Source organism: Novilysobacter erysipheiresistens (assembly GCF_036663935.1).
In the GTDB taxonomy this organism is placed as follows: Bacteria; Pseudomonadota; Gammaproteobacteria; order Xanthomonadales; family Xanthomonadaceae; genus Novilysobacter; species Novilysobacter erysipheiresistens.
In genome coordinates, this window is record NZ_JAXGFP010000004.1 from 112952 (window position 1) to 131459 (window position 18508).

The following is an 18508-nucleotide window of genomic DNA, read 5'->3' on the forward strand; positions in this document are numbered from 1 at the left end:
GCTGTCGCCGTCGTTATTCCTGTCCCGCCGCTGATGCCTGCCGCGGTCGCGAAACTCAGCCCGAGCGCTTCTTGAACAGGAACATCGACACCGCAACCATGATCACCGTCGGCAACGCATACGCCAGGCGGAAGTCGAACTTGAACGCGCTCGCCATCTTCACGAACTGCGTCTGCACCAGCCAGAACCCCAACGCGAAAATGATGCCGATGAACAGCCGCTTGCCGAGTCCGCCACTGCGCAGGCTGCCGAACGCGAACGGGATCGCCGCCAGACACAGCGCCAGCACGTTGAGCGGATAGAACCAGCGCCCCCAGTAGTGCTCCTCGTACTCGCCCGCATCCAGCGCGTTGCGCTGGCGGTACTGGATTGCGTCGTGCAGCTCGCTCGAACTCAGATAACGCGGCCGGTCGATATCGGCGCTCAGCGCGGTCGCGTCCAATTGCGACTCCCAGCGCTCCTCGGCGACCTTGGTGCGGCTGACCGAATCGTCGCCGAAGGTGGTGCGGGTGACGTCGCGCAACAGCCAGCCGCCGGGGCGATGCTCGGCGACCTTCGCCAGCGCCAGCGACTCCAGCCGGCCATCGTCGGCGAACTCGTACAACCGCACGTCACGCAGCTCCAGCCACTTGTCGGTGCCGTCGTCGTGCTCCTCGCCGCCCTCGGCGTTGAGGATGATGTCGCCCTCGCGTGCCCACACGCCGGAATACTGGGCGACGATCAGGTCGTCCGAGCGCGATGAGGCTTTCAGTGCGTCGGCGCGGCGCTGGCCCCACGGCCCCAGGGTCTCGCCGTTGACCACCATCAGCAGGGTCAGGATCGCCAGCGCGGCGGCGACCGCGACGGTCAGGCGCCGACGCGACAGGCCGATCGCGCGCAACGCGGTCAGCTCGGAGGTCGCCGCCAGCTGTCCCAATGCCATCAGGGAGCCGATCACTGCGGCGGTCGGGAACAGGGTGTAGGCCCGACGCGGCACGGTGTAGAGCATGTAGGCGAACGCCTCGACCGCACCGTAATCGCCCTCGCCGACATCGCCGAACTCGCCGACCAGGCTGAGCATGAAATCCAGCCCCAGCAGCACGCCCCACGTCAGCAGCACGGTGCCGATGACCACCTTGCCCAGGTACAGGTCGTGGATCTTCGGGAACGGCATCATGGCGTCGCCTCCTGCGGCGCGACGATCCCACGCGACCGGCGCATGCGGCCGTCGGTGAAATACAGCCACAGCGCCAGCCCCAGCAGCGGCAGCACCAGCCACCACAGGCCCAGTGCCGGCGCGAGGCGGCCGGTTTCGAGCCAGTCGGTGCCCATCAGCATCATCTGCATCCCCACCAGGTAGGCGAGGAAGCCCATCATCAGCCGGCCGTAGCGCGCCTGCCGCGGGGTACTGCGGGCCAGCGGGATCGCCATCAGCGCGAATGCCAGGGTCAGCAGCGGCGGCGCCAGCCGGGCGTGCAACTGGGCATTGGCGCCCGGGCGCTCGTCGCCCAGCAGCTCGCCGGTCGGCAGGATTTCCGGGTCGTTGGGATCGAACCGCGCCTCGCCGGCCGGCAGGCGCACGTCGTTGCTGGCGTAGCGCATCAGCCGGTAGTCGAGGCCGCCGTCCATCGGTCCTTCGACCTGGAAACCCTCGTCCAGGGTCAGGTAGCGCTCGCCCTTGGCGTCTACGGTCAACTTGCCGGTGGTGGCGGTGGTGACGTCGAGCCGGTCTTCGGACTCGCGGTAGATGAAGACCCGGCGGAACTGGCTGCCGTCGGCCGACATCGCGCCGACGTAAACCACTCCGCCCGCCGACAACTCGGTGAAGCTGCCCGGTTCCAGCCCCGACACCACCAGGTTGCGGTTGGCCTCCTGGATCATCTGCCGCGAGATCCGCTCCGCCATCGGCCCCAGCCACAGCGAACACAGCCCGACCACCAGCACCACCGGCACTACCAGCAGCAGCAGCGGCTTGAGCAGGCGCCGCGGGCCGACGCCGATCGAGGCGATCACCGGCATCTCCGAATCGCGGTAGAGCCGGCCGACCCCGAGCATCAACCCCAGCATCAGCGCCAGCGGCAGGATCAGCGGCAACCAGTTGAGCAGCACCAGGCCGAGCTGGGCCAGCATCAGCCCGGCCGGCAGGCGGCCGGAGGCGATGTCCTTGAGCACGTCGGTGATCACCCCGCCCACGCTGACGATCAGCAGGATCACCAGGGCGGCGAAGGTCGACTGGGTGAACTCGCTGAACAGGTATCGGTCGAGCTTGGGCATCAAGGGGCGCTTTTGAAGGGCGATTTCGGGTGGCGTTCGGAAACCGGGGGGGCTTGCTTTAGACTCATCGGTTCGTTCGAACCCGACCCGCACGCCCCGATTTTGACCGCGCCCGGCGCGATCCGACCCGCATTGTCACCCGGATCGGAGGTTTTCGCCGCACCGGCGCGACCGGTCGAAGGTCCGAACCATCCTTTCACAACCCCCCGGAATCTGTTGCATGGCCCTCGAATTCGACCTGAACCGCGACGCGCCGACCACCGCCCAGGTGGACTGCGTTGTCGTCGGCGTGTTTTCAAACAGCGCTTCCGACAACACCCTGACTCCCGCCGGACAGGCGCTGGACGACGCCAGCGGCGGCCGCATCGGCAGGCTGCTGGCGCGCGGCGATGTCGGCGGCAAGACCGGCAAGGCCGCATTGCTGCACGACCTCGACGGCGTGACGGCGCCGCGGGTGCTGGTGATCGGCCTCGGCGATGCCGGCAAGTTCGGCGTGCCGCAGTACCTCAAGGCGGTCGGTGATGCCGCCCGCGCGCTCAAGACCGGCCCGGTCACGCACGCGCTGTTCACCCTCAGCGAGGTCGCGGTCGAAGGTCGCGACAGCGCCTGGGCGATCCGCCAGGCCGCGATCGCCGCCGACCACGCGTGCTACCGCTACAGCGCGACGCTGGGCGCGAAGAACAAGAAGAAGGACGGCGAACCGGGCCTGCGCAAGCTGTCGATCCATGCTCCCAACGGCACGGGCGGCGACAAAACCGCGCTGGCCCAGGGCCAGGCGATCGCCGCCGGCGTCGCCTTCGCCCGCGAGCTCGGCAACCTGCCGCCGAACGTCTGCAACCCGGCCTACCTGGCGCAGCAGGCGCAGGAGTTCGCCGGTCGCTTCGACAACACCAGCTGCGAAGTGCTCGATGTCGCCGCGATGGAGAAGCTCGGCATGGGCTCGCTGCTCGCGGTCGGCCGCGGCTCGGCCAACCCGCCCAGGCTCATCGCGCTGAAGTACGACGGCGGCGGCGACGCCAAGCCCTACGTGCTGGTCGGCAAGGGCATCACCTTCGACAGCGGCGGCCTCAACCTCAAGACCCAGGGCGGGATCGAGGAGATGAAGTTCGACATGTGCGGCGGTGCCACCGTGATGGGCACCTTCGTCGCCGCGGTCGGCATGCAGTTGCCGGTCAACCTGGTGGTGATCGTGCCGGCGGTCGAGAACATGCCCGACGCCGACGCCTACCGCCCGTCCGACGTGCTGACCAGCATGTCCGGCAAGACGATCGAGGTCGGCAACACCGACGCCGAGGGCCGGCTGATCCTGTGCGACGCGCTGACCTACGCCCAGAAATACCAGCCGCAGGCGCTGGTCGACGTCGCCACCCTGACCGGCGCCTGCATGGTCGCGCTTGGCAAGTACGCCTCGGGCCTGATGAGCAAGGACGACGACCTCGCCAACGAACTGCTCGCCGCCGGCGAGAACGTGTTCGACCGCGCCTGGCGCCTGCCGCTGTGGGACGAGTACCAGGGCATGCTCGACTCGACCTACGCCGACGTCTACAACATCGGCGGCCGCTGGGCCGGTGCGATCACCGCCGGCTGCTTCCTGTCGCGCTTTACCGAAGGCCAGCGCTGGGCGCACCTGGACATCGCCGGCAGCGGCAGCGACGACGGCAAGCGCGGCATGGCCACCGGTCGCCCGGTCGGCCTGCTGAGCCAGTGGCTGCTCGACCAGGCCGCGAAGTAATTCCCGTCCCGTGCGCGCGACCTTCTACCTGATCGACAAGCCGCGCTTTCGCGACCAGCCGTTGCTGCTGGTCTGCGAGCTGGCGAAAAAAGCCAGCGACGCCGGCATGGCGACGCTGGTGCTGGCCCGCGACAGCGCCCAGGCCGAGCAGCTCGACGACCTGCTGTGGTCGTTCGAGCCCGACGCGTTCGTCCCGCACCAGATCGCCGGTGCGGAGATCGACGAGGACGAGGCGACCGTGCTGATCGCCGCGCCCGACACCGACGTCGCGCTGCGGCCGCTGGTGATCAACCTGCGCGACGTCGCGGTCGAGGGCGCGTTCGACCGCGTGCTCGAAGTGGTGCCGGCCGACGAGTCCGCCCGTGCGCCGTCGCGCGAGCGCTGGAAGCAGTACGCAGCCCGCGGCCTCGACGTCAGCAAGCACGACATGTAACGAGTTCCCTCCCTCGTTCGCGGGGGATCTTCTTCCTTTCGCCGCAGCCCCATGACCGACACCCTCGCCTCCAGCTACGACCCCACCCAGTTCGAATCCCGGCTCTACCAGCAGTGGGAGTCCAGCGGCGTGTTCCAGCCGCGCGGCGAGGGCGAGCCCGCTGGCGAAAGCCAGCAAAGACCAAGTTATTCGATCCTGCTGCCGCCGCCGAACGTCACCGGCACCCTGCACATGGGCCACGCGTTCCAGCACACGCTGATGGACGCGCTGGTGCGCTACCACCGCATGCGCGGCTACGACACCCTGTGGCAGATGGGCAGCGACCACGCCGGCATCGCCACCGAGATGGTGGTCGCGCGCAACCTCGCGCTGGAAGGCAATGGCGAGACCCGCGATTCGCTCGGCCGCGACGGCTTCATCGGCAAGGTCTGGGAGTGGAAGCAGCACTCGGGCGACACCATCGAGCGGCAGATGCGCCGGCTCGGCGCGTCCGGCGACTGGAGCCGCAGCGTGTTCACGATGGACCCGATGGCGGCCGAGGCGGTAATCGAGGCGTTCGTGCGGCTGCACGAGCAGGGCCTGGTCTACCGCGGCAAACGGCTGGTCAACTGGGACCCGGTGCTGAAGACCGCGATCTCCGACCTGGAGGTCGAGAACCGCGAAGTCCCCGGCCACATGTGGCACTTCAAGTATCCGCTGGCCGGTGGCGAAACCTACGAATACATCGAGCGCGACGCCGACGGCAACATCACCCTGCGCGAGACCCGCGACTACATCGCGATCGCCACCACCCGCCCGGAAACCATGCTCGGCGACGGCGCCGTGGCGGTGCATCCGTCGGACGCGCGGTATGCGCCGATCGTCGGCAAGCTGTGCGAGATCCCGGTCGGCCCGAAGCAGCACCGCCGCCTGATTCCGATCATCACCGACAGCCACCCCGACCCCGAGTTCGGCTCCGGCGCGGTCAAGATCACCGGCGCGCACGACTTCAACGACTACGCGGTGGCCAAGCGCAACGGCATCCCGCTGTATGCGTTGATGGACGACGCGGCGCGCATGCGCACCGACGGCCTTGGCTACGAAGAGAGCGCGGTCATCGCCGGCCGGATCGCGCGCGGCGAGCGCGGCGCCGATGACGTCGGCGCAATCAACCTCGTGCCCGAGGAACTGCGCGGCCTGGACCGCTACGACGCGCGCGCACGCGTGGTCGAGGCGATCACCGGCGAGGGTCTGGCGGTGATCGATGCCGAAGGCAACCCGCTGGTCGACGCCAAGGCGATCATGCAGCCGTTCGGCGACCGCTCCGGCACGGTGATCGAGCCGTACCTGACCGACCAGTGGTTCGTGCAGATGGACAGCCTCGGCGCGCGCGGCCTCGAGCTCGCCGAGAAGGGCGACGTCAAATTCGTCCCCGGCAACTGGATCAACACCTACCGCCACTGGATGGAGAACATCCAGGACTGGTGCATCAGCCGCCAGCTGTGGTGGGGCCACCGGATCCCGGCGTGGTACGACGCCGACGGCAACATCTACGTCGGCCGCGACGAGGCCGAAGTCCGAACCAAGCACTCGCTTGGTGATGACGTGACGCTGTCGCAGGACAGCGACGTGCTGGAGACCTGGTTCTCCTCGGCGCTGTGGCCGTTCAGCACGATGGGCTGGCCCGACAATGCGCGGATGGCCGAGCGCGGCTTCGACAGGTTCGTGCCGTCGTCGGTGCTGGTGACCGGCTTCGACATCATCTTCTTCTGGGTCGCCCGGATGATCATGATGACCGACCACTTCACCGGCGAGGTGCCGTTCAAGCACGTCTACATCACCGGCCTGGTGCGCGACTCGCACGGCCAGAAAATGTCCAAGTCCAAGGGCAACGTGCTCGACCCGCTGGACCTGATCGACGGCATCTCGGCCGACGCGCTGGTAGCCAAGCGCACCACCGGGCTGATGAACCCCACGACCGCGCCGAAGATCGAGAAGGCCACGCGCAAGGAATTCCCCGACGGCATCCCGGCGTTCGGCGCCGACGCGCTACGCTTCACCATGGCCGCGCTGGCCGGGCCGGGCCGCGACATCAAGTTCGACCTCGGCCGCGCCGAGGGCTACAAGAACTTCTGCAACAAGCTGTGGAACGCGACCCGCTTCGTGTTGATGAACACCGGGGGCGCGAACTTCAGTGGCGCCCCGCAGCCGAGCACCGACGCCGAGCGCTGGATCCTCGCGCAACTGGCGAAGACCGCCGCCGAAGCCGAGCAGTACTTCGCCAGCTACCGCTTCGACCTACTCGCGCAGTCGCTGTACGAGTTCGCCTGGAACGACTTCTGCGACTGGTTCGTCGAGCTGGCCAAGCCCGCCCTCAACGGCAATGACGCCGAAGCCGCCGCCAGCACCCGCCACACCCTGCTGCATGTGCTCGAACGCCTGCTGTCGCTGCTGCACCCGCTGGTGCCGTTCGTGACCGAAGAGTTGTGGCAACAGGTCGCCCCGCGGCTGGGCATCGACGGCACCACCATCATGTTGCAGCCCTATCCGCGCGCCGCCGACTTCGCGGTCGACGGCTACGCCGGCGCGGAAGCCGACGTCGAGTGGCTCAAGTCGATGGTGTCGGCTCTACGCCGGGTGCGCAGCGAGCTCAACGTGGCACCGTCAAAGCACGTCACCCTGCTGCTCGCTGGCGGCATCGCGAGCGATCGCGAGCGCGGCACCCGTTTCGACAGCTCGCTGCGTTTCCTGACCCGGCTGGAGCGGATCGAATTCATCGACGATGCGGCCAACGCTCCCGCCGCGGCCACCGCCGTGGTCGGCGAACTGAAGTTGCTGGTGCCGCTGGAAGGCCTGGTCGACCTCGGCGCCGAGCGCATCCGCCTCGACAAGGAGATCAAGCGAGTCGAGGTCGAGATCGCCAAGTGCAACGGCAAGCTCGCCAGCGACACCTTCGTCAACAACGCTCCGCCCGCGGTGGTCGAACAGGAGCGCAAGCGCCTGGTCGACTGGAACCTGCAACGCGAAGCACTGGCGATGCAGCGGACGAAGCTGGGCTGACACCTATAGCGCCGGGCGCGCTCGATCCACCAGGCTCGCCCCGTTGTTGTAGGAGCGGCTTGCCGCGATCGGAAATCGGCGCGGGCGAACAATTCCACATCGCGGCTAAAGCCGCTCCTACAGACATAGACAATGTCGGTAACAAGTTTTCCGAGGTGACTTTGCGACGGCGCCGCTACACCTCCGGAAACAGCTCCAGCGCCATCACCAGCGCATCCTCGCGCCCATCGCGCGCAGGGTAGTAGCGCGGACGTCGGCCGATCTCGTTGAAGCCTTCGGCGTCGTACAGCGCGATGGCGCCGGCGTTGCTCGATCGCACCTCCAGGAATACCCGGTCAGCCCGGCGCGCGCGCGCGATCTTCAGCAGTGCGTGCAGCAGCGCGCGACCGTAGCCGCGACCTTGCAGTTCCGGGGCAACGCAGACATTGAGCACGTGTGCTTCACCGGCGGCGATGCTCATCAGGAAGTAGCCGCCGAGGCGGCCGTCGACCTGCAGCACCCAGGCCGGATAGTTCGCCCGCAGGCAGTCGTGGAAGATGCCCAGCGTCCAGGGGAACTCGTAGGCGCGGATTTCCAGCGCGTGGACGTCAGCCAGGTCGCCCTCGCGCATCGCCCGCAACGCGACTGCCGGTTGCGGCGGGTCGCAGGCCAGCGCGTTCATTTCACCGCCTTGCGCAGCGTCCGCAAACGGGCCCACAGCACACGCTTGGCGGCCGGGTCATCGCGCAGGGCCGCCGGGTCCACCGCCAGTTCGCGCAGCATCCGCGCCGCCGCGGCTGGCGACTGCGCGGTGGCGCGCAACAGCGCTTCGCCAAGCGGCCCGCTGGCATTGCGGGCGGCGCCGGCGCGGCGCGCGGCCTCGAGGGCCGCGAGCTTGGCCGCGGGATCGGTGCGGGGTCGTGACGGGGCCATCGGCGCGTCGGGCTCATCTGCCGGCGGGGGCGGGGTCGGGCGCGGGCGCGACGGCGGCTTCGACTCGATCGGCGCGCGAGCGGCGGCGGCGGAACCGTGGGGAGCGGTGCCGCGCGCAAGTTCGGTCTCCGCCTGCTCCGCGGATGGCATGGCGGGCGCTTCGTCGGGTTCGTCGGCAGCCAGCACCAACAACGAGTGACCCATTGCCTGCAGCCACTCGCGTTGTTGCGGGTCCCACATCCCCTCCCCGGCCAGGCTCACGGTGACACCTCCGTTGCCGGAGATCGGCGCAGCCGTCGGTAACCGGCATAGGCCGGACCACTCAGTGCGTACAGGCCAAAGATCGTCAGCAGCACCACCGGCGGGTCGATCGCGATCGCGGCCAATACCGCCAGCACCACCACCACCGACAGGAACGGCATCCGGTCGTGGCGCGGACCGCCGCCCTTGAAACTGAAATAACGCACCCGACTGACCATCAGCAACGCCGCCACCGCAGTGACCGCCAGGGCGAGGTAACGCAGGGTCGCGCCCTCGTAGCCCAGGGCGAAACAGGTCCAGACGAAACTCGCCAGCAACCCTGCCGCCGCCGGACTGGCCAGGCCGATGAACCAGCGCTTGTCGACCTGGTTCACCTGCGAGTTGAAGCGCGCCAGCCGCAGCGCTGCGCAGGCCGCATACAGGAACGCGATCACCCAGCCGACCTTGCCGGCGGTCACCCCGTCCAGCCGCATCGACGCCAGCGCCCAGTGGTACATCACCAGCGACGGCGCCAGGCCGAAGCTGATGAGGTCGGCCAGCGAGTCGTACTGCACCCCGAACTCGCTCTGGGTGTTGGTCAGCCGCGCGACCCGGCCATCGACGCCATCGAGGATCGCGGCGACGAAGATCGCGATGCAGGCATCGTCGAAGCGGCCCTGGGTCGCGGCAATGATCGCGAAATAGCCGGCAAACAGGCCGCCGGTGGTGAACAGGTTCGGCAGCAGGTAGATCCCGCGACCGCGCGGCCGCGACGGCGGGCTGGCCGGGTCACGGGGCGCGGTTTCGGCGACATCGGTGGGCATTTCCGGGGTTTCGCGTTCCATTTCGGCAGTTTAACGCTTGCTTGCGGGCCGGCGCGGTGCTGCAATCGCGCCCGTTGCGACACTTTTCAACGTCGTGCGTCACCCTGGGGAATCCGCATGTCAATCCGCATGTCCAAGTCGAACCCGTCGTCCCTCGCCCACCGGCTGCCGCGGCTCGTCGCCGGCGTCGCCGTGGCCCTGACGTTCGCGCTGCCCGCCACGGCCGGCGAGCTGTACCAGTGGAAGGACGCCAACGGCGTGACCCACTATTCCGACGCCCCGCCGCCGGCCGGCGCCGACTACAAGAACCGCACGATCAGCAACCGTGGCTCGGCGGCGATCGCGACCGAAAAGGTCGAGGCACCTGCCGAAAGCAACCAGTGCACCACCGCGCGCGGCAATCTCGCGTTGCTGCAGGGCGAAGGTCCGGTCGGCGCCGATGCCGACGGCGACGGCAAGCCGGATACGGCGTTTACCGCCGATGAGCGCGCCGCGCAGGCCCAACTGGCCGAGGCCGCGATCAAGGTCCATTGCAGCACCGCGACCGCCACGGCGAACTCCGAAGCATAGTAGTCCGCCGTCATCAGTACGCCGCCGCCTTCACGAATCTTTGCAAGGCGGCGGGCCAGTCTCCCGGTTCACGCGTAGCCGGCCGCATCCATGAAGTGATCCGGTCCCGTACGCGCTGACTGGGAGCGCGCCGTGGGACCCAACTCCGCCGGTCCGGCCACCATCGCCGCGGGCGCGGTGGCAATGGCATTGGCCGGTTGCAGCGACGCCACGTCGACGCTGGCTCCGGCGGGTCTGGAAGCCGACACCATCGCCCGGCTGTTCCGGGTCATGGCGACCGGGGCCGTCGTGGTCTGGGCCACCGTGGTCGGCATCGCTTTGTATGCCGGGCTCTTTCGGCCGCAACCGCACGGCCGGCGCACCACGCGCTGGCTGATCCTCGGCGGCGGAGTGATCACGCCGACTTTGGTGCTGGGGGCGCTGCTGCTGTACGGGCTGGTGCTGATGCCGCAATTGCGCCAACCCGCCCCGCACGATGGTCTGCGCATCGCGGTGTCGGGCGAGCAGTGGTGGTGGCGGGTGCGCTACCTGCCCGCCGGCGCGGAGCCGATCACCCTCGCCAATGAGGTCACCCTCGCCAACGAAATTCGACTGCCGGTCGGCGAACGCGTCGAGTTCATCCTCGACAGCCCGGACGTGATCCACTCGTTCTGGATCCCGTCGCTGGCCGGCAAGGTCGACATGATCCCCGGCCGCACCACCACCCTGGTGCTGGAACCGACCCGCACCGGCACGTTCGGCGGCGTCTGCGCCGAATATTGTGGCACCTCGCACGCCTTGATGCGGGTGGTGGTGGTGGTGATGGAACGCGAGGCGTTCGACGCCTGGTTGCAGCGGCAGGCCGCACCGGCAAACCCGCCGGAGTCGGCGATCGCAAGAGCCGGACAGCGCGCCTTCCTCGGCAACGGCTGCGGCGCCTGCCACGCGATCCGCGGCACGCCGGCCGCCGGCGTCGTCGGCCCGGACCTGACCCACGTCGGTAGCCGCGCGAGTCTCGCCGCCGGCATCCTGCCGAACGACGTCGCCGCGTTCCGGCGCTGGATCGGCCACACCCACGCGGTCAAGCCCGAGGCGCTGATGCCGCCGTTCGGCATGTTGCCCGATGCGGAGATCGAGGCGATCGCGCTGTACCTGGACGGGCTGCAATGAGCCCTTCGCTCGCCGCCACCGAGCCGCATGGCGATCCGGCCCAGGCCGAACGCCTGCGCGCGGCCTGGCAAACCCCGACCGGCTGGCGCTACTGGTCGTCGGTCAACAACACCCAGGTCGGCCAGTGGTACACCGCAACCGCGATCGTGTTCTTCCTGTTCGCCGGCGTGCTGGCGCTGCTGATGCGGGTGCAACTGGCGCTGCCGGACAACGACTTCGTCAGCGCGACCACCTACAACCAGCTGTTCACGCTGCACGGCTCGGTGATGATGTTCCTGTTCGCGGTGCCGATCTTCGAGGCCTTCTCGATCCTGATCCTGCCGTCGATGCTCGGCGCCCGCGAACTGCCGTTCCCGCGGCTGTCGGCGTACGGGTTCTGGTGCTTCCTGATCGGCGGCGTGTTCGTCTGCGGCTCGATCTTCTTCGACGCCGCGCCGCAGGGCGGCTGGTTCATGTATCCGCCACTGGCGACGTCTTACCAGGAAGGCCTCGGCGCCGACATCTGGCTGCTCGGGCTGAGCTTCATCGAGATCGCCTCGATCGCGGCCGCGGTCGAGCTGATCGTCGGCGTGCTCAAGACCCGGCCGCCGGGCATGCGGATCAACCTGATGCCGCTGTACGCGTGGTACATCCTCGTGGTCGGCGCGATGATCCTGTTCGCGTTCCCGCCGCTGATCGCCGGCGACCTGATGTTCGAGCTGCAGCGCATGCTCGACTGGCCGTTCTTCGACCCGGCCCGCGGCGGCGACCCGCTGTTGTGGCAGCACCTGTTCTGGATCTTCGGCCACCCGGAGGTCTACATCATCTTCCTGCCGGCGATCGCATTGGTGGCGATGATCGTGCCGACCTTCGCGCGGCACCCGGTGGTCGGCTACAGCTGGATCGTGCTGGCCGCGGTCGGCACCGGCTTTTTGAGTTTCGGGCTGTGGGTCCACCACATGTTCACCACCGGGCTGCCGAATATCTCGCTGGCGTTCTTCTCGGCGGCGTCGCAGGCCGTCGCGCTGCCGACCGGGGTGCAGATCTTCGCGCTGCTGGCGACGGTGCTGGCCGGGCGCGTGGTGCGTTCGGTGCCGATGCTGTTCGTGCTCGGCGCAATCACCATTTTCGTGCTGGGCGGACTGACCGGGGTCATGGTGGCGCTGGCGCCGTTCGACTTCCAGGCCCACGACACCTATTTCATCGTCGCCCACCTGCATTACGTGCTGATCGGCGGCATGGTGTTCCCGGTGGTCGCCGGCAGCTACTACTTCTACCCGCTGGTGGTCGGCAAGCAGCTGTCGGAGCGGCTCGGTCGGATCGCGTTCTGGCTGATGTTCATCGGCTTCAACGTGGCGTTCCTGCCGATGCATATCACCGGCTTGGGCGGGATGCCGCGGCGGGTGTTCACCTACCGCGCCGACCAGGGTTTCGACGCGTTGAACCTGCTGTCGACGCTCGGCGCGTTCGTGCTCGCGGCGGGGTTCGCGCTGCTGCTGTTCGATGCGTTGTGGACCGCGTTCCGGCGCGATCATTCGCCGCGCGATCCGTGGCGCGCCGGCACCCTGGAGTGGCTGGCGGAGATGCCGAACAAGGCCTGGGGCATGCGCTCGATCCCGATCGTCCGCAGCCGCTATCCGCTGTGGGACCAGCCCGGGCTGATGCGCGACGTCGATGCCGGCCGCTTCTATTTGGCCGACGCGGAGGAGGGCCAGCGCGAGACCCTGGTCACCTCGACGATCGACGCCGTGCCCGAGCAGTGCCTGCGGGTGCCGGGGCCGACCTTCCTGACGTTGTGGGCGGCGCTGTTCACTGGCGGGGCATTCATCTTCCCGGTGTTCGGCATGTATGTCGCCGCGGGCATCAGCGCAGTGTTCGCGTTGGTCGCGATCCTGGCCTGGGCATGGACGGGCACCGCGCTGGTGCCGGAGAAGCCGGACAAGGATGTCGGGCTCGGACTGACGTTGCCGCTGTATGCGTCGGGGTCGGCGTCGGTGGGCTGGTGGGCGATGTTCATCACCATGATCGGCGACATGACCGCGTTCGCCAGCCTCGTGTTTGGCTACTTCTTCTTCTGGACCATCCACGAGGACTTCCCGCCCGACCCGACCGCCGGCCCGGGGCTGTTGTGGCCGTCACTCGCGCTGGCGCTGGCGCTCGCCGCGTGGGCCGCGACGATGCTGGCGCGCGGAATGAACGGGCGCGATGCGGGCATCGGTTTCTATCTGGCCGCCGTCACCGCGGTGATGTTGGCGCTGGCGGCGGGCGTGGCACTGCTGGCCGGGCCATGGCTGACCGGCATGGATCCGACCCGCCACGCCTACACCGCCACCGTATGGCTGCTGGTCGGCTGGACCGCGGCCCACATCGCCGCCGGCGTGGTCATGCAGCTCTACTGCATTGCCCGGCGCGCGGCCGGGCGCATGACCGCCGAACACGACATCGACATCCGCAACGTCACCCTGTACTGGCATTTCGTGGCGATCACCGTGCTGGTGACGGTGGCGACGATCGCCGGCTTCCCGTTGGTGGCATGAGGTCGCAACGATGACGCCACGCAAGCCCTCCGACGCACCCGTGCACCGCAGCCCCGCCGAGGACGCGGCGTTGCCGGAACGGCGCGCCAGCCTGTGGTGGCTGACCGCGGGGCCGGCGATCTGGGCGGTGCACTTCCTGCTGTCGTATGTCACCGCGGCGATCTGGTGCGCCAAGGCGGCGACCGAGGCGGCACCGCTAGGCGCGGCGCGGATCGCGCTGGTGGCGTACACGGTGGTGGCGCTGGTCGCGATCGCGGCGCTCGGCTGGCGCAGCTGGCGCCAGCACCAGTGGGGCGAGGCGGAACTGCCGCACGACGCCGCCAGCGCCGGCGACCGCCATCGGTTCCTCGGCTTCGCGACGCTGCTGCTCTGCGGGCTGAGTTTCGTCGCGGTGGCCTACATGGCGCTTGCGATGGCCGTAATCGGGACGTGTCGCTGATGCGCGCCGGACGGCCCGCACGGTGGTCGCTGGGCTGCGGGCTGGTCGTGCTTGGCGCGGCGTGGCTGGGGCCGCTGCCGGAATGGTCGCGGCAGTCGTTCGCCGCGCACATGGCGATGCACATGGCGGTAGTCGCGGTCGCGGCGCCGTTGCTAGCGGTAGGGCTCGCCGGCAGCCGGCTCGACCCGGTGCGGCGGTTGTCGACGGATGCGCGGCCGCCGGGCATGCCACCGGCGGCCGCGCTGGCTGCAGTCGTGCTCTCGCCGATCGTCGCCTCGGTCATCGAGTTCCTGGTGGTCTGGGCGTGGCATGCGCCGGCACTGCACCACGCCGCACGCCATTCGGCCGGGTTGCTGGTGGTCGAGCAGGCCAGCTTCCTCGTTGTCGGCCTGCTGGTGTGGCTGTCGGCCTTCGGCGGCGGCGCCGGGCCGCGGCGACGGCGCGCTGCGGCGGGGATCGGCGGGCTGCTGCTGACCTCGATGCACATGACCCTGCTCGGGGTGCTGCTGGCGCTGGCGGCGCGGCCGCTGTACCCGCATGACGCGATTGTCGCGTTCGGCCTGACCGCGTTGCAGGACCAGCACTTGGGCGGCGTGCTGATGCTGCTGTTCGGCGGGGTGGCATACATGGCCGGCGCGCTGGTGTTGCTGTTGGGCTTGTTGCGCGATCGGGGCGAGGCGGTGGCCGATGGCTAGGCGCTGGCGCGAGGCGATCGGGCGATCGCGGGTTTGGCGATGGCTGCAGCGCGCGTGGTCCGGCCTGACCGCGGGCTCCTGGGGGCTGGCGGCGCTGCGGTTAGTGATCGTGCTGGCCGCGCTCGGCATAGGCGCGCTGTTGTTCGTTTCCGCCGGACTGGTGCCGGTCGCCGCAAGCCAGGGCCACTGGCCGATCACCCGCGTGCTGCTGCATTTCGCGATGATCCGCTCGGTGCAGACCCACGCGCTCGCGGTGAAGCGACCGCCGCCGGTGGATCGCGCGCTCGACGAGCGCGCGATGGTGCTGAAGGGCGCCGGCCACTACGCGAGCGGCTGCCTGCCGTGCCACGGCGCGCCCGGCCAGCCGCGTGCCGAGGTGGTGCGCCACATCGTGCCGCAGCCGCCGTACCTGCCGCCGAAGATCGAGCAGTGGAGCGACAAGCAGTTGTTCTGGATCGTCAAGCACGGGATCAAATACACCGCGATGCCGGCGTGGCCGTCACAGCAGCGCGACGACGAGGTCTGGGCGATGGTCGCATTCTTGCGGCGGTTGCCGGAGTTGCAGCCGGCGCAGTTCCGGCGACTGGCCTATGGCGACAGTGCAGCGGTGGGGCCGGAGGGGACGGACCTGACCCTTTTCGATGTGGCGGTGGGTGCTGCCAGTGCGCGGTTGGACCATGACGGAGCCGGCGGCGACCCCGGCACTGTTTCCGACGCTGCGTTTGCCCTCCGAGTGGCCGACTGCTCGCGCTGTCATGGCCGAGAGAGCCAGGGCACCGGCGCGTTTCCACGGTTGGCAGGGCAGAAGGAGACCTACCTGCTGGCGAGCCTGCGGGCGTATGCGCGTGGCGAGCGCCACAGTGGGGTGATGGAACCGGTGGCGGTGGCGCTTGGTGCGGGGGAAATGCGGGCGCTGGCGGGGTATTACGCGGCGCTTCCGGTACGGGGTGCGGGGGCGGGCGACGGCAGCCGGGGTTCGATCGCGGCTGAAGCCGCTCCTACAAGAGCAGGAAGGTCCGAGAACGACGAACGGGAGACCGGCTCCATCGAACGCGGCGAGCGCCTGGCGCGCCGGGGCGACGCCGCGCTGCGGATTCCGTCGTGCGTGGAATGCCACGGACCCGGCGACGGCGCGCGCAACCCGCTGTACCCGCGGCTGGCCGGCCAGCACCCGGACTACCTCGCGCTGCAGCTGCAATTGTTCAAACAGGGCCGGCGCGGCGGCACGGCGTATTCGCACATCATGGAAACGATCGCCGGCTCGCTGGAGGACGCCGACATCGACGACCTCGCCGCCTGGTACGGCTCGCTGCCGCCGAGCGCCGCAAGCACCGCGCCGCGGGCCGCCGCCGATTAGCCCGGACCCGCGCGGGCGCGTGTCAGAATGCCGGGTTTCCGGCCCAAGAACCCGCCATGCGCCTCTCGCAATTCCACCTCCATACCAGCAAGGAAGTTCCCGCCGACGCCGAGGTCATCAGCCACAAGCTGATGCTCAAGGCCGGGATGATCCGCAAGCTGGCCTCCGGCCTCTACACCTGGACCCCGCTGGGCCTGCGCGTGCTGCGCAAGGTCGAACGCGTGGTGCGCGAGGAAATGGACGCCGCCGGTGCGATCGAGATGCTGATGCCGGCGGTGCAGCCGAAGGAGTTGTGGGAGGAAACCGGGCGCTGGGAGAAATTCGGCGGCCAGTTGCTGAAAATCCAGGACCGCAAGCAGGCTTGGTACTGCTACGGGCCGACTCACGAGGAAGTCATTACCGACTTCGCCCGCAACGAGCTGGCCAGTTACAAGCAGTTGCCGGTGTGTTTCTACCAGATCCAGACCAAGTTCCGCGACGAGATCCGCCCGCGTTTCGGGGTCATGCGCGCGCGCGAGTTCCTGATGAAGGACGCCTACTCGTTCCATCTCGACGACGAGGGGCTCGACCGCCAGTACCGGGTGATGTACGACGCCTATGGCCGCATATTCAGCCGCTTGGGCCTGCAGTTCCGCGCGGTATTCGCCGATACCGGCGCGATCGGCGGCAGCGCCTCGCATGAATTCCACGTGCTGGCCGATTCGGGCGAGGACGCGATCGCCTTCTCCAACGGCTCCGATTACGCCGCCAATACCGAGCTGGCCGAGGCGCTGGCGCCGGGCGAACGCGGCGCGGCCGGCAAAACCCTGCACAAGCTCGAAACCCCGAGCCAGAAAACCTGCGAGGACGTCGCCGCGCTGCTGGGGATCGAACTGCAGCGCACGGTCAAGTCGGTCGCGATCGTCGGCGAGCAGGGTTTCGCGCTGGCGCTGGTGCGCGGCGACCACCAGGTCAATCCGATCAAGCTGGGCAAGCTCGACGGCCTGGCCGATTACCGGCTGGCCAGCGAGGCCGAGATTCTCGAACACCTGGGCTGCGAGCCCGGCTTCCTCGGCCCGATCGGCGCGAAACGCGCGATCCGGGTGATCGCCGACCGCAGCGTCGCGGCGATGGCTGACTTCGTGATCGGCGCCAACGAGCGCGGATTCCACCTGGCCGGGGTCAACTGGGGCCGCGACCTGCCCGAGCCGGACCTGGTTGCCGATATTCGCAACGTGGTCGCCGGCGACCCCTCCCCGGACGGCCGCGGCACCCTCGGCATCGCCCGCGGGATCGAGGTCGGCCACGTATTCCAGCTCGGCCGCAAATATGCGCAGGCGATGGGCTGCACCGTGCTCGACGATTCCGGCAAGGCCGCGACCCCGAGCATGGGCTGTTACGGCATCGGCGTCTCGCGCATCGTCGCCGCGGCGATCGAGCAGAACCACGACGACAACGGCATCACCTGGCCCGAGGCGATGGCGCCGTGGCGGGCGGTGGTCTGCGTGATCAACCCGAAAAAGGACCCGGCGGTCGGCGAGGCGGCCGACGCTTTGTATCGCGAACTGAATGCGGCCGGCATCGAAACCGCGCTGGACGACCGCGGCCTGCGCCCGGGCGCGATGTTTGCCGATATCGAGCTGATCGGTGTTCCGCATCGGGTGGTTGTGTCCGAGCGGGGCCTGGCGGCCGGTACCTTCGAATATCGCCAGCGCCGGGCCAGCGAGCCGGAAAACCTCGGCCGCGCCGAGCTTATGGCGCGGCTCGGCGCCTGAGCGGCGCCGGTTTCGCCCCGACCCGACCCCGGGACGGGTGGCCCGGGGGGCGATTTCGAATATCGCCCTTCATTTACTCCAGACAAGCGGACGATTACCATGCGCGGCAGGCCGGGTCCCGACCCGAGTTTCCAACCACCGTCCCGGAGAATCACAATGGCGATCGACCTCAATACGCTGTCCGCGAAGGAACTTGAATCGCTGATCAGCAAGGCCAAGAAGCGCAAGACCACGCTGAACAAGCGCAAGCCGCTGGTCCAGGTCCGCAAGAAGCTGACCCAGCAGGCCAAGGCCGAGGGTTACACCATTGCCGAGCTTTTCGGCACCGGCACCGGTACCGCCGCGGCGACGCGTGCACCGCGCGGCACCGCCAAGAAGGCCCGCAAGTCGCTGGGCAAGGTAGCGCCGAAATACCGCGACCCGTCCAACCCGGACAACACCTGGACCGGCCGCGGCAAGCAGCCGCGCTGGCTGGCCGCGTATACCGGCAACGGCCGCAACCTCGAGGATTTCCTGATCAAGTAGGTTTTGGTCGGGTTGCATAAAAAACGCCGGCGCATTGCCGGCGTTTTTATTGTGCGTTGTTCAATGCCTT

At 68.8% G+C, this 18508-nt stretch carries 16 protein-coding genes; 11 read left to right on the forward strand and 5 right to left on the reverse strand.

Features of this window, described 5'->3' with window-relative positions; genetic code table 11:
• Window positions 1-55 precede the first annotated feature (55 nt).
• Together lptG and lptF are read right to left on the reverse strand one after the other, a co-directional pair.
• Entirely contained in the window at window positions 56-1156 is a 1101-nt protein-coding gene (gene lptG, locus SNE34_RS08845) for an LPS export ABC transporter permease LptG (protein WP_332616619.1), read from the reverse strand.
• A complete protein-coding gene (gene lptF, locus SNE34_RS08850) occupies window positions 1153-2253 on the reverse strand; it encodes an LPS export ABC transporter permease LptF (protein ID WP_332616620.1) in 1101 nt (366 codons plus the stop codon). Before lptF ends, lptG begins: the two co-directional genes overlap by 4 nt.
• A gap of 220 nt (window positions 2254-2473) precedes the next feature.
• On the opposite strand from lptF, the gene SNE34_RS08855 reads away from it, so the two are divergent.
• Genes SNE34_RS08855 through SNE34_RS08865 form a run of 3 tightly spaced genes read left to right on the forward strand, consistent with a single transcriptional unit; the run spans window position 2474 to window position 7457 of the window.
• On the forward strand, window positions 2474-3985 hold the full coding sequence (locus SNE34_RS08855; RefSeq protein WP_332616621.1) for a leucyl aminopeptidase: 1512 nt from the start codon (window positions 2474-2476) through the stop codon (window positions 3983-3985).
• 10 nt (window positions 3986-3995) lie between these two features.
• Complete coding sequence (locus SNE34_RS08860; RefSeq protein WP_332616622.1) at window positions 3996-4418, forward strand: DNA polymerase III subunit chi; 423 nt, start codon at window positions 3996-3998, stop codon at window positions 4416-4418.
• A 51-nt stretch (window positions 4419-4469) separates the two neighbouring features.
• Complete coding sequence (locus tag SNE34_RS08865; RefSeq protein WP_332616623.1) at window positions 4470-7457, forward strand: valine--tRNA ligase; 2988 nt, start codon at window positions 4470-4472, stop codon at window positions 7455-7457.
• Window positions 7458-7632: 175 nt separating this feature from the next.
• Here the strand turns inward: SNE34_RS08865 and rimI are convergent, their stop codons facing one another.
• From rimI to pssA, 3 genes are read right to left on the reverse strand one after another with little or no spacing between them, the layout of a single operon-like run.
• Window positions 7633-8118 carry a ribosomal protein S18-alanine N-acetyltransferase gene (gene rimI / locus SNE34_RS08870; RefSeq protein WP_332616624.1) on the reverse strand — a complete coding sequence of 162 codons (486 nt, stop codon included), beginning with the start codon at window positions 8116-8118 and terminating at the stop codon, window positions 7633-7635.
• Window positions 8115-8630 carry a hypothetical protein gene (locus tag SNE34_RS08875; protein WP_332616625.1) on the reverse strand — a complete coding sequence of 172 codons (516 nt, stop codon included), beginning with the start codon at window positions 8628-8630 and terminating at the stop codon, window positions 8115-8117. Before SNE34_RS08875 ends, rimI begins: the two co-directional genes overlap by 4 nt.
• A complete protein-coding gene (gene pssA, locus SNE34_RS08880) occupies window positions 8627-9433 on the reverse strand; it encodes a CDP-diacylglycerol--serine O-phosphatidyltransferase (RefSeq protein ID WP_332616842.1) in 807 nt (268 codons plus the stop codon). Before pssA ends, SNE34_RS08875 begins: the two co-directional genes overlap by 4 nt.
• A 129-nt stretch (window positions 9434-9562) precedes the next feature.
• Between pssA and SNE34_RS08885 the strand changes: the two genes are divergently transcribed.
• From SNE34_RS08885 to SNE34_RS08920, 8 genes are all read left to right on the forward strand, one after another.
• Complete coding sequence (locus SNE34_RS08885; protein WP_332616626.1) at window positions 9563-10003, forward strand: DUF4124 domain-containing protein; 441 nt, start codon at window positions 9563-9565, stop codon at window positions 10001-10003.
• Between the two features lie 132 nt (window positions 10004-10135).
• Window positions 10136-11152, forward strand: a complete 1017-nt coding sequence (gene coxB / locus SNE34_RS08890; protein ID WP_332616627.1) for a cytochrome c oxidase subunit II — start codon at window positions 10136-10138, stop codon at window positions 11150-11152.
• Window positions 11149-13668 (forward strand): cytochrome c oxidase subunit I, encoded by a 2520-nt coding sequence (gene ctaD, locus SNE34_RS08895; protein ID WP_332616628.1) that lies wholly within the window; start codon window positions 11149-11151, stop codon window positions 13666-13668. The genes coxB and ctaD overlap by 4 nt, the downstream gene beginning before the upstream one ends.
• 10 nt (window positions 13669-13678) lie before the next feature.
• Window positions 13679-14107, forward strand: coding sequence for a hypothetical protein (locus SNE34_RS08900; RefSeq protein WP_332616629.1), 429 nt, complete (start codon window positions 13679-13681; stop codon window positions 14105-14107).
• Window positions 14107-14802 carry a cytochrome c oxidase assembly protein gene (locus SNE34_RS08905; RefSeq protein ID WP_332616631.1) on the forward strand — a complete coding sequence of 232 codons (696 nt, stop codon included), beginning with the start codon at window positions 14107-14109 and terminating at the stop codon, window positions 14800-14802. Before SNE34_RS08900 ends, SNE34_RS08905 begins: the two co-directional genes overlap by 1 nt.
• Window positions 14795-16159: a c-type cytochrome gene (locus SNE34_RS08910; RefSeq protein ID WP_332616632.1), complete on the forward strand. Its 1365-nt coding sequence runs from the start codon at window positions 14795-14797 to the stop codon at window positions 16157-16159. Before SNE34_RS08905 ends, SNE34_RS08910 begins: the two co-directional genes overlap by 8 nt.
• A 56-nt stretch (window positions 16160-16215) precedes the next feature.
• Window positions 16216-17913: a proline--tRNA ligase gene (locus SNE34_RS08915; protein ID WP_332616633.1), complete on the forward strand. Its 1698-nt coding sequence runs from the start codon at window positions 16216-16218 to the stop codon at window positions 17911-17913.
• 156 nt (window positions 17914-18069) lie between these two features.
• Window positions 18070-18438, forward strand: a complete 369-nt coding sequence (locus tag SNE34_RS08920) for an H-NS histone family protein (protein WP_332616634.1) — start codon at window positions 18070-18072, stop codon at window positions 18436-18438.
• Window positions 18439-18508 lie beyond the last annotated feature (70 nt).

Excerpts from the sequence above, each read along its gene's own strand:
- lptG (WP_332616619.1), bottom strand. The coding sequence starts at position 1,156 with ATGATGCCGTTCCCGAAGATCCACGACCTGTACCTGGGCAAGGTGGTC.
- lptF (WP_332616620.1), bottom strand. The coding sequence starts at position 2,253 with ATGCCCAAGCTCGACCGATACCTGTTCAGCGAGTTCACCCAGTCGACC.
- SNE34_RS08855 (WP_332616621.1), top strand. The coding sequence starts at position 2,474 with ATGGCCCTCGAATTCGACCTGAACCGCGACGCGCCGACCACCGCCCAG.
- SNE34_RS08865 (WP_332616623.1), top strand. The coding sequence starts at position 4,470 with ATGACCGACACCCTCGCCTCCAGCTACGACCCCACCCAGTTCGAATCC.
- rimI (WP_332616624.1), bottom strand. The coding sequence starts at position 8,118 with ATGAACGCGCTGGCCTGCGACCCGCCGCAACCGGCAGTCGCGTTGCGG.
- pssA (WP_332616842.1), bottom strand. The coding sequence starts at position 9,433 with ATGCCCACCGATGTCGCCGAAACCGCGCCCCGTGACCCGGCCAGCCCG.
- SNE34_RS08885 (WP_332616626.1), top strand. The coding sequence starts at position 9,563 with ATGTCCAAGTCGAACCCGTCGTCCCTCGCCCACCGGCTGCCGCGGCTC.
- ctaD (WP_332616628.1), top strand. The coding sequence starts at position 11,149 with ATGAGCCCTTCGCTCGCCGCCACCGAGCCGCATGGCGATCCGGCCCAG.
- SNE34_RS08900 (WP_332616629.1), top strand. The coding sequence starts at position 13,679 with ATGACGCCACGCAAGCCCTCCGACGCACCCGTGCACCGCAGCCCCGCC.
- SNE34_RS08905 (WP_332616631.1), top strand. The coding sequence starts at position 14,107 with ATGCGCGCCGGACGGCCCGCACGGTGGTCGCTGGGCTGCGGGCTGGTC.
- SNE34_RS08910 (WP_332616632.1), top strand. The coding sequence starts at position 14,795 with ATGGCTAGGCGCTGGCGCGAGGCGATCGGGCGATCGCGGGTTTGGCGA.
- SNE34_RS08915 (WP_332616633.1), top strand. The coding sequence starts at position 16,216 with ATGCGCCTCTCGCAATTCCACCTCCATACCAGCAAGGAAGTTCCCGCC.
- SNE34_RS08920 (WP_332616634.1), top strand. The coding sequence starts at position 18,070 with ATGGCGATCGACCTCAATACGCTGTCCGCGAAGGAACTTGAATCGCTG.